This is a genomic window from Microcoleus sp. T3_D1, assembly GCF_036700405.1.
In the GTDB taxonomy this organism is placed as follows: Bacteria; Cyanobacteriota; Cyanobacteriia; order Cyanobacteriales; family Microcoleaceae; genus Microcoleus.
Map to the genome: position 1 here is coordinate 1 of NZ_JAUBOV010000136.1, position 10,700 is coordinate 10,700.

Genomic DNA, 10,700 nt, shown 5'->3' on the forward strand with positions numbered 1-10,700 from the left:
TTGCGGGGGTCTTGACCCGGATTTCTGGGCGAAGGTGCGGGCGGGGCGAAGAAGTGCCAACTGCTGTTGCGGATGCCACCTGAAACGGTTTCTATTGCACTCCCGTCAGCGGTGACTTTACCGGTGCCTACATTGTCGAAGAAGCCTGTTGTCGGGTTAATCGACCACAAGTCCATTGTCGTGCCCGGTGCGTATCCCGCGCGGTTGGGCAAGGAGAGGGGGGCAGGGGTGCTAAACACCATATCCCCCGGCTGAATGGTGACTACCAAGTCGGTATGCAGGTTGGGCGGCAGGGCGGCGGGGGTTAATTCTGTGGGGACTTCGGTGATGCTGAGGTTTTCGGTGTAGGGGTTGCCTTCAGCATCTTGGAGGGAACCGGCTTTGACAAATACCGATGCTTTGGGAATGGCTGCGGTGGTGACGGTGGTGTCGGCGGCTGGGTTGATAATTTTGCCGTTGGCGGTGTCGATTGGCGGCAGGTAAATCGGACGGGAGATGACGTTGTTAACGTTGGAGTAAACTTCGTGTTCCAGTAACAGCGGCAGTTTTTCGGCAATGTAGGGGTAGTTGTCTTCGCCGCTAATGCCGTCACCGTAAATTTGCAGGGTATCTGGCGGCACTAATTCGGGAAGTCCGAGTTCCGCCAAACCGGGAAATTCCAGCCGCAGAATTTCAAAGGAACCGTCGGCTGCTGTTATTGCCCGCAAGGCGCCGAGTCCCACCAACACACCTTCTAAGGGTTGCTGGTTGGTGTTTTGAATTACTCCTGAAATGCGAGTGAGGCCGGCAGTCGAAGGGGTAACGTTAACTGTAACAGGTCGAGTTGTTTCTAAAACTCCGTCGCTAGCGACTACCGTAAAGTTGTAGGTTCCGATTTCTTCGGGAGTGGGAGAAATTTCTAGGGTGCCGTTGCCGGTGATTTTCCCCGTGGGTAAGGAAGCGGACGATTTGACGGCAAAGCTGATGGGGTCGCCGTCGGAGTCGGTTGCGGTGAGGGGCAGCTTGAAAGTTTCTCCGATTTTAACGTCGATGGACTCGATTGCAGCCAAGTTTGGAGCTTGATTGGCGGCACCGGCAATGGCGGTAGCCGTGAGGGAAAATTTCTGAAAGTTGGGATTGCTGATGACTAATTCTACAGCATCTGAAATAGCCCCAGTATCCAATCCCCCAGCAGGAATAGCACCGCGCAAATTGATGTAGGGTTTGCCGCTGCTGTCGGTACCGTCGGGATTTTGCAGGGTTACTCCGGCTGGCAAATCGGGGAAAACTACCGCCACGCTGCGGCTGACTGGGCTGCCTGTATTTTGTACCTGTACTGATGCTTTGTAGTTACCGGTGGCGGGGTCAAACTGTACCTGACTGAAATTTACTTTTAAATTGGGGGCCGCTGTCAGGTTGTCGGTATCGAGACTGCCACCGCTGGCGGTTTTGTTCTGCGCTGGCAGAAAGACTGGGCTGGCTGTACCTTCTTCATCGACGGTGTTGGTGAGGTTCTTGACTTCTACGGTACTGCCGGTATCGGTGTCGCTGTCGGTTAGTCTGAACAACAGATTACCGCTGCTGCTGTTTTTCAAACTGGTCAAATCGATTTCTACGGTGTCGCCGCTGTACCGCACTCGTCCAGGTACGAATTCGGCTTTGCTGCCGGCTAGCGAAAATAGCGGGGTTCCGGGTGTTCCCCCATCGAGCAGGGTTTGGTTGGAGTCGCTTGGAGAAACTAGGAACACCTGAAACAAGTCTTCAATTGCCGATGCTGTATCTGTTTTGTCGAAGTTGGCTGCCAGTTGGAACCGCAGGGTGCGGCTCCCTGTGGTTTGCCCTAACTGTACGGGCATTACGGCTTGGACGAGTTTGCTGTTGCGTTCGGCCAGGAGTACAGTGTCCGTTGATGCTGCTGCCCAACCTGTTGTTGCTGGAGGGGCGACGGTGAAGTTGTTGGCGACGGAGAAGTTGGCAGTCTGGGATGTTTGGTTGCCGGCGGTATCTGTTGCTTCTAGAACAGTGGTGTGGCTGCCGGTGGCTAGCGGCGAGTTGGGCGGCAAGGAGTCGAACTTGCCGTCGGTTCCAGGATTCAAGGTGTTGGGGCTGCCGCCATCGACGGTGTATTGCAGGTTGGATAGATTTGTTGCGGTGTCGGTTGCAGTACCGATGAGTCGGACTGTGTTGCTGTGGTTGCCTCCGGGAATTGGTGTCTGCTGGGCTGTTTGGGGTGCGGCGGTGTCGAGGGTGAAGTTGAGGCTGAAAGTGTTTGATGTGTTGCCACGGGAGTCGGTGGCTATGAGGCGGAGGGTGTGGATGCCATCTCTGAGGGGGTTGCGGCGGATGGTTTCGAGTTGGGTGCGACTGAGGGTGAAGCTGCCGCTGCTGTTGAGGAGGGGGGTGATGTCAGCGAATTCGGCAATGGGAGTGTCGTCGAAACCGGCGCGGAAGCTGGCTATGCTGCTGCTGTCGGTGACGGTACCGCCGATCGTAGGATTGTTTGTAATGCGATCGCTGTTGGATGTTCCGGTATCGTTGGTTAAGGTGGCGGCGATCGCGGGCGGTGTTGTATCGTTGGGAACTAAGCTGTTAGCGTAGCTGATAATTTGCTGTCCCAGAGGGGTGGTGCGCCATTCTCTGGCTGGGTTGATGACACTGCCGATTGGGGTGGCGTTGCCACTCGCGCCGATAAAGCTGACGATAATATCATTGTAGTCGCGGTCTGTTTGGGCCGCCGGCTCGTCTTCAATGGCAAAGGTATTGCCCGAACCTGTAACGTCGGCGAGTGCTAGCTGGTAGCCGCTGTTGGTGGAATTAGTTGGGGAGACGGAGAATAAAGGGCGGCGTTCGGGGAATAAATTCCACAGCAATTGGGTGGCGTAAGATATTTGTATTGTGCCATTGGGAATCACCATGACCGCGAAGGTGTCACCTGGGGTCATGGTGAAGTTTTTGAGGCCGGTGTATGGCCCCGAACCCCAATTAAATTCTCCTGGCATTGAACCGCTGAATTTGGCGCCTTCGGTAGAGTCGCGGATTACAACGCGACCTAACGTGGAATTGGTGAGAACTCTGCGGAATGCCTCTAGGATGAAGGGTTTTGAACCGGGGATTAAGGTTTCCATCCCCTTCATGCTGAAAATAGCCAGTTCCCCTTGGTAGTATCCTCCATCAAACAGGTAGTCTGCACTGACTTGTCCGCTAGCACCGACTTGGAAAACTCCGGCTGGCAAAGTGCTATTTTTTGCCTGCCGTTCGGGGGTGGATGCGCCGAGGAGTTGGCTCCAAACGGTGCGGTCAGCTTGTGTTTCTACTTTTTCGCCGGTTAAGATGTCGCTGCTTGCGGAGGCTGAGGGCGAGGCCTTTGGGGCTGCACCCAAGAGTTGCGGTTGTGTTAAAAATTGTTCAAAACTATTGGCATCTTCAACTTTTTGGGGGATTAAAAAATTGACAGTGGATGTTTGTAAAAGTGGAACGGGAATGCTGTTGGAACTGTCGGTAATGCTGCTTGAAGTTAGTAAATTTCCTGACGTTAATAAATCGGTTTTTGTTAATTCGGGATTAATTTCAAAGGGCTTTTCCAGAGGCAATAAAACGTCTTGAATTTTATTCATATATCCTCATGATTATTTAGCAGTAAACCCGAATCGCCATCGAAAAATTAACTAAAAAGTAAAAATTTACCGCAGACAGGCGCAGATAGATGCAGATACGTTGGGATAAAAACTGACGCTACACATCAATGCGCGAAATTCTGTAAATATACTCTTTTTGTCTTTCTATGTAGCAAAGCATACACGGCTTGGAGTTTTATTTGTTCAAAAAAACTTTAAATTTTATAAACATAAATTGCGAAATGTAATATTATTGCTTTGATAGTTAAAACAAGTTCGATCGCACTCCCAGGCCCGCCGAGTCAACTGCTGCTCTCTGCTGCCACAACCTTCAAGAACTTCTAAAATAGTTCGAGAAGGTATCAAAAGACAAAGTAAGGTTTTTCATGGCCGATCAATTAATTCGCGCTACAGCCGCAGAGGGCGGAATTCGCGCTGTAGCCGTCATTTCCACCCGCCTCACCGAAGAAGCAAGACAGCGGCACAAGCTCTCCTACGTGGCTACAGCCGCCCTCGGCCGCACGATGTCAGCAGGGCTGTTACTCGCCTCCAGCATGAAGCGGCCCGAATCGAGGGTCAACATTCGCATCAAAGGAGATGGGCCACTGGGCGGGCTTCTGGTTGATGCAGGACTTGATGGAACGGTTCGAGGTTATGTGGACAATCCCGAAGTGGAATTGCCGCCCAATGCTAAAGGCAAACTCGATGTCGGCGGAGCAATAGGTGACGGTTATTTGTACGTGGTGCGGGACGTTGGATACGGCTTCCCTTACTCAAGTACGGTAGAATTGGTTTCCGGCGAAATTGGCGACGATCTGACTCATTATTTGGCAACCTCGGAGCAAACGCCTTCGGCTCTGGTTTTGGGGGTGTTTGTGGGGGCGGGCGGGGTAGAAGCGTCTGGGGGTGTGCTGTTGCAGGTTCTGCCGAAGGCGGCAACGGACGAAAAATTGGTGCAAACTTTAGAATCTAGAGTTGCTCAATTGTCAGGCTTTACGCCGCTGCTGCGATCGGGCAAAACGCTGCACCAGATTCTCGAAGAGTTACTGGGAGATATGGGCCTGGAAATTTTCCCGGAAACTCAGATGGTGCGCTTTGACTGTGGCTGTTCGTTCGATCGAGTTTTGGGAGCTCTGAAAATGTTGGGCGAAGCGGAACTCCAAGACATGATTGAAAAAGATGGGGGGGCTGAGGCTACGTGCCATTTCTGCAACGAGGTTTACAAAGCTAATAGCGACCAACTGGCGGAACTGATCGGCGATTTGCGCTCAAACTCCGGTTCTTGAGATAATAATTGGTAATTGGCAATCAGGAGTGCGAGTTGGGGATAAAGGCCTTGACCAATTGCCAATTACCCATTATCAATTACCTAATCACAAAATTTTGATTTTTGCGGTTTGGCGATCGGCTCTTGCAGTCTTTCGCCTGCACGAGTATTTAAAAGTGGTCAGTAACGAGCGGGCTAAAGCCACGCTCGCTTGTAAGAGAAATCGAGCAAGCTATGCTGACCAGACCCCTCGCAAGAGGAGACGTTATTTAGGTCACGACACCGGCGAATGATCCGCCAGTTTTCCGCTCTGTCACCTGCGATTAAACAGTTTTAAAGTCACTGAAACAGTGTCGCAGGTCTAACAAGCCTTTATAACCAGGTCTGCACGAACATTACCCCGCAAGGGAGACTGAGGCAACCATACCTCATCGGAGGGGCAACCATACCCCTCCAACCCGAAAGGGGAAAGACTCAAGGCGATTGAAATCGCCGAGTCGTTTTCCTCTCAGGACTGAAGTCGCGCTCGTTTCCCACTTACCGAGTTTTTTTATGAATACATTCTATAGAGCAGTCAATAGCAGCGATCGCTGTTTTGAAATAATTAAGACAGGCTGGTTGTTGTTTGTGGTGAGGATATGAGTCAAGATCGCAAAACATCAGGCCGTTGGTCTGCATCAGAATCCTTGGAGTCAACCAAGGATACTTCGTCGCTGGTGCGGCTACCAGCAAGGAAAAACCGGGCCCAACGACTTAAAGAGCTCCGAGAGTTGGTTACTTCGGGAAAAATGCCGTCCGGGCATCTGGAACTACCGCCGAATTTGTCTGGGGAAAACTCGCAGCCGCCGGGGGAACACAATCCGTTGTGGCGGATCTGGTCGAAGAAGTGGCAGTTTTGGCTGGCGGTGAGTTTGATGCTGTCGGTGGGTATGGGGTTTGTGGCAATTGCGTCTTTGCTCAACCTGACCTCGCAGTCGAATTGCTCAAAGATTTTTTGGCCGACGGCTTCTGCTAACGATCGCTTTTTTTGTGCTCAAGAAGCAGCAAGCAAGCGGACGGCGGATGATTTGCTGTTGGCGATCGAATTAGTGAATGCTTTGCCACAAAACCATCCGCTGCGGCCGAGAATTAACACTCAAATCGATCGGTGGTCGGAGGATATTATTAGGCTGGGAAATGCTAGTTTCCAAGAAGGAAAGCTGGATGAGGCGATTGCCCTCGCTCGTAAGGTTCCTAAAAACGTTCCGGCTTACCCGAAGATGGAAAAGCAGATTGAAAAGTGGCAGTCGATATGGAGCGATGCAGAGAAAATTTACCGCACGGCGGAAGACCACTTGCGTCAGGAAGAGTGGCCGCTGGCTTTCAGCCAAGCTACTCTGCTTTTGGATTTGGGAAATACTTTCTGGGAATCGGCTAAGTACGAGGAATTGACTAAGCTAATTCAGACGACTAAGGCGGAGGGCAATAAGTTGCTAAAAGCCCGGAATACAGCCTCCGAGGGAGGTCTCGACAATCTGGTGAAGGGGATTAAGCTGGCTGAGGGAATTGGTCAAAACAGTTATTTGTATCAAGCTGCCAATAAGGCGATCGCGGAATTTAGCAAGAAAATTCTGGATATCGCCCAAAAACGCTTGCAGGCAGGGGATTGGCAGGAGGCGATGGCGATCGCTAACAAGATTCCAGACTCGGCAAATTTAACGGAACAAGTACAAGATTTTAATGAGTTGGCGAATGCTACTTCTCTGGCTTTGACTGGCTCTGTTGAGGGTTTCTCCAAGGCGATCGAGATTGCTCAAAAGTTCAAGTCCGGCCGCCCTTTATACAAACAAGCTCAAGATTTAGTCGGCCGCTGGCAACAAGAAATGGCTGATGTGAAAGTTTTGGATTTGGCAAGCAGGCTGGCGGCGCCTGGTGGGGTAAATGATTTGAGGGCTGCGATCGCGCAATTGCAAACAGTCCCGGAATCAAATCCCCGCGCTTCGGAAGCTCTCCGTCAAATTAGCACCTTGAGCCGTCAAATCGAGCTGCTGGAAGACAGTCCGTATTTGCAAAGAGCGAACGATTTGGCAAGTACGGGCGATCCGAATGCTCTGGAAGCCGCTGTTGCTCAAGCTTCTCGGATCGCTAGAGGTAGGGCGCTTTACGTGGAAGCTCAAGCCAAAATTCAAGCTTGGATCGAGAGGAGACAGCGGCTTGTTGACCAGCCGTTTTTGGATAGAGCTCAGCAGCTAGCGGCGGGCGGCAATTTGGCGGGGGCAATTGAGATGGCCCGCCGGATTAGATCGGGACGGGTGCTTTATGAGGAAGCTCGATCGAACATTCGGACTTGGGAGGCTCAATTTCAGGGCGAGCAAAATTTGCAGAACGCCCGTCAGACCGCCCGGGCGGGGACTGCTGACGCTTTGCAAACGGCAATTGCGCTGGCAAGTCAGGTTCCCGAGTCGAGTTCGCTCCGGTGGCAGGCGAGTGAGGCGATTGATGAGTGGAGCCAGCGGATTTTGGCGCTTGGTGTGGAAGAGTCGTCGTCGGATCTGGCTGGGGCGATCGCGACTTTGAAGAAAATTCCATCGGGGACTCGGGCTTTTGAGCAAGCTCGATCGCAAATCAAAGTTTGGGAGGAGTCGCTGAATCCTCCTGAGTCTGAATCTCCCCCTCCCGAACCACCGGAAACTGAGCCTCCTACCAGCTCTGGCAATCGCTAGGTTTGAGGGTGAGAAGCTGCTACCTAATATGGAATGAGAATTAAATAACTTCCACTCTTGAAAGTGGGATGGGCGTCCCGCCCGTCCTTTTTGGACGGGCGGGACGCCCATCCCACAATAACAATTAAAATTGTAAGTTATTTAATTCGCGATCCTATCTTTACTTATCTGTACAAGCAAGCGTTAATTTGTACAGATTTTTTTGCGGTTTTAGTCTTTATTAATAATGAATATCATAATTGTGGTATGTTTAAAAAATAACTATTTTTAGAAACCAGATGGGTACTTTATTTAGCCAGAAAGAGCGAAATGACTGCACAGTAGAAGATTCACATCTGGATGCTTTTATTGCAGTGATAGTAAAATTATCTAAGAAGCATGGCATTAGTGTCGCAGAAGTTATAGCTGCAAAGGAAGTGCTTGAAAGTGAACGAAAGAACGATCTTTATGTAAGAAATGGCGATGCTTTTGATGAACAGATGGCTGGCTTTGGTGAGCTACTGCAACAACTCATTTCCGCGCTCGAAAATTTGCCGTCTGATACATAAAACTCTTGTGATAAATTTAAGGTAGAAAGAAAGGGTTAAAGTTTATGGCAGTCGATCTGGTTTGAGATAGTTGATCGTTAATTGCCTATTTTCAAAAAACAGAAGACTCCGCTCCCGGACTTATTAAAGAAGCCGGGGAGCTAACAGCGAGCACATTTTAGGTTTAAAAGGTGCTTTTTTTCTCTGCGTGCAATCCCATTAAAATGACTAATTCCATGAGAGGCTAAACATCCGCCGGGTTCAGGTGCATCATTGCCCAAGTGGTGTAAGTGCCGATCGGACTCCAAAGTATGTAAGGCAGCAATAACAGGGCGGCTGGCTCCGAAACTTGCAACACACTTAAAGCTAGCATTACGCTTAAAATAGCGCCCGTTCCGCCGATTATTGTGCCGACTTTTAGGCTCCTAACTTTGCACATAACCGAGGTGTAAGACATAGTTACTATTTCTAAAAGCAGGTACAAACCCATTCTCAGCCAAGTCTCCTGAGTTCCTGGTTCTTTTTCCCAAACAATCACTGCTGACCAAGCTGCACAAATAAAAATTACTGTCCAAATTAGGGGAATTGCTCTTTCAAATACTAGCCATCTAGGACGCTGCAAGCGGTTGAACCATTGGAAGTCGCTGGGCGGGATTATGTTAGTGGCTAGTGCTACTATCAAGGCGACGCCTCCAATTACCATCCAGGATTTAATCATTTTTTTACCTTGGGCAAGGTTGACAGGTTCAATTCTGCAGATATTATCTCTAATTTTGGCGATCGCGCAATCTGTCCCTAGTTATATTAGGTTTGGTTCCGTCGCGAAACCCAACATCAGTTTAAAAGTAATTTAGACTTCTGGGAAACGTTAATTTATTCTCTTCACTTCCCCTTCATAATATAAAAAATGTGACCGAAAGCATCCAGGATACCCGCCACGTGATTCATTCCGAAAGCAGACTCAGAACCCAGAAATAAAAAACCTGTATCCGATGAAACTTGCCCCCCCAATTTATCTGTGGGGTCAATGCTTCAATTCTTTAATCTAAAATCTAAAATCTAAAATCTAAAATCGATTGACTCTTGCTCCCTCCCCTTGACAAGGGGAGGATTCGGGTCTGCTTTTCAGTAAATTTGACCAGTTAATTGAACAAAAAGTCTCTTAGCCTTTCACAAAAATCGGCGACTAGCCGAGCCGATGATGCTGTTCTAATTCTAAACTAGAGTCATCCTCTTTTTTGGGAACCAGAAGCGTATTTTCGCTGCTCGGTTGCAACACAGCTTTAATCACTTGGAGAAAACGGTTAGGCTTTTTGCTTTGACCGTTGAGAGTGCGGCGGTCTTTCACTTTTTGAGAAAGGTGCCGCATCACAGATAAATCGAGTTCATCTATGAAATGGTCTGCTATACGTTCTCCCATTAAATCTATAGCTTCAGCATACTGATCGGTTAGCGTTTCTATGGCATCGTATGCTTCGTCAGCAACTTGACTTGCTACTGTTTTATTTTGGTCGCCCGGTCTCTGGGAATGGCTGCGGCGCCGGTCTAAAAGACTTTGGTAGTCAGCAATGCTCATTCCCAAATTGTAAAGATGGTGGTGAGCGTGATCCATCAAATCTACTTCACTCGGATAGAAGAAACCGCGAGTGCTGTTAATGCCGTGCAGTTTTGCCCAACGCCGCAGATTTGTCTCATCTTGCAGTTGGTATCGCTCCAACATTTGAGCTGTATTCAGCTCTACTTCTGGCGTAACTTTGAAATCGCTCATCGGTAAATCCTCGCTGGTGAGTAAATAAATAAAATTGAAACTTAGAATCTGTGATTTCCGTACAGTCTGAAAATGACGATCGATCCTTTGACGGCATTGAGGGAAGTCTTGCGGGCATTTGCTAGCCGTCGATCGTGCGATCGTGCGATCGAGTCAGAGGATTTCAGGGTAGGGTACTTTTGGGCTTTGTCTCGATCGCATCCGGCAGCAAGCACACAGGGTTAATAATATAGCGGATTTAAGGTTTCAACAACCGTTAAAAATAGTAAAGTTTGATTCTTAGGGTTGAATTTTTAGTAATGTTGAGCTATAATATTCTCAATAACCGTGCAATTAGTAATTTTAGTAGTTGCAAACGAGATTCTTAGTATGCCTGTATACGATTATTTGTGTCCCGAAAACAACCAGCAGTTAGAAGTTTGGCACAGCATGAACCTGGAAGTTTCGACTTGGGGTCAACTGTGCGAGTTGGCTAAGCGCGAACCCGGGGAGACTCCCGCAGATGCTCCGGTACGCCGACTGCTGAGCGCTCCGAGGTTGATGAAGCCGACATCGGACACCGATTATAAAAATCAGGGGTTCAGCAAGTACGTGAAGCGGGATGAAGGGGTTTATGAAAATGTCACCGCTAAGGATGGTGAAAGCCGTATTGTCAATCGAGATGGTAAGCCGCTTAAAGACTGAACTCGGTAATTGGTAATTGGTAATTGGTAATCGGTAATTGGTAATTATTCCTAATCTAATGACTACTGACTACTGACTTCTAATATGGGAGCATCTCAGTTTTGCATTTACAGTGCGAGCGTCCCCGCTCGCGTATTGTACAATACGCGAGCGGGGACG

At 49.3% G+C, this 10,700-nt stretch carries 8 protein-coding genes; 4 read left to right on the forward strand and 4 right to left on the reverse strand.

Annotated elements, in window-relative coordinates:
• A partial coding sequence (locus QT992_RS32025; protein WP_333342909.1) for a DUF4114 domain-containing protein occupies window positions 1–3,593 on the reverse strand: 3,593 nt, incomplete at its 3' end.
• 386 nt (window positions 3,594–3,979) lie between these two features.
• On the opposite strand from QT992_RS32025, the gene hslO reads away from it, so the two are divergent.
• The 3 genes from hslO to QT992_RS32040 all read left to right on the forward strand — a co-directional run bounded on the left by hslO (window position 3,980) and on the right by QT992_RS32040 (window position 8,110).
• Window positions 3,980–4,879 (forward strand): Hsp33 family molecular chaperone HslO, encoded by a 900-nt coding sequence (gene hslO, locus QT992_RS32030; RefSeq protein WP_333317352.1) that lies wholly within the window; start codon window positions 3,980–3,982, stop codon window positions 4,877–4,879.
• 619 nt (window positions 4,880–5,498) lie between these two features.
• Entirely contained in the window at window positions 5,499–7,562 is a 2,064-nt protein-coding gene (locus tag QT992_RS32035) for a hypothetical protein (protein ID WP_333317350.1), read from the forward strand.
• Window positions 7,563–7,840: 278 nt separating this feature from the next.
• Complete coding sequence (locus tag QT992_RS32040) at window positions 7,841–8,110, forward strand: hypothetical protein (protein ID WP_333322606.1); 270 nt, start codon at window positions 7,841–7,843, stop codon at window positions 8,108–8,110.
• 223 nt (window positions 8,111–8,333) lie between these two features.
• Here QT992_RS32040 and QT992_RS32045 read toward each other — a convergent pair whose 3' ends face one another.
• From QT992_RS32045 to QT992_RS32055, 3 genes are all read right to left on the reverse strand, one after another.
• Window positions 8,334–8,807 (reverse strand): TspO/MBR family protein, encoded by a 474-nt coding sequence (locus QT992_RS32045; protein ID WP_333322604.1) that lies wholly within the window; start codon window positions 8,805–8,807, stop codon window positions 8,334–8,336.
• A gap of 468 nt (window positions 8,808–9,275) precedes the next feature.
• Entirely contained in the window at window positions 9,276–9,857 is a 582-nt protein-coding gene (locus tag QT992_RS32050) for a hypothetical protein (RefSeq protein WP_333322602.1), read from the reverse strand.
• 41 nt (window positions 9,858–9,898) lie between these two features.
• Window positions 9,899–10,072: a hypothetical protein gene (locus tag QT992_RS32055; protein WP_333322600.1), complete on the reverse strand. Its 174-nt coding sequence runs from the start codon at window positions 10,070–10,072 to the stop codon at window positions 9,899–9,901.
• A gap of 154 nt (window positions 10,073–10,226) precedes the next feature.
• Here QT992_RS32055 and QT992_RS32060 point away from each other — a divergent pair, with 154 nt between their 5' ends.
• A complete protein-coding gene (locus tag QT992_RS32060; protein ID WP_333343042.1) occupies window positions 10,227–10,541 on the forward strand; it encodes a zinc ribbon domain-containing protein in 315 nt (104 codons plus the stop codon).
• Window positions 10,542–10,700: the final 159 nt, after the last annotated feature.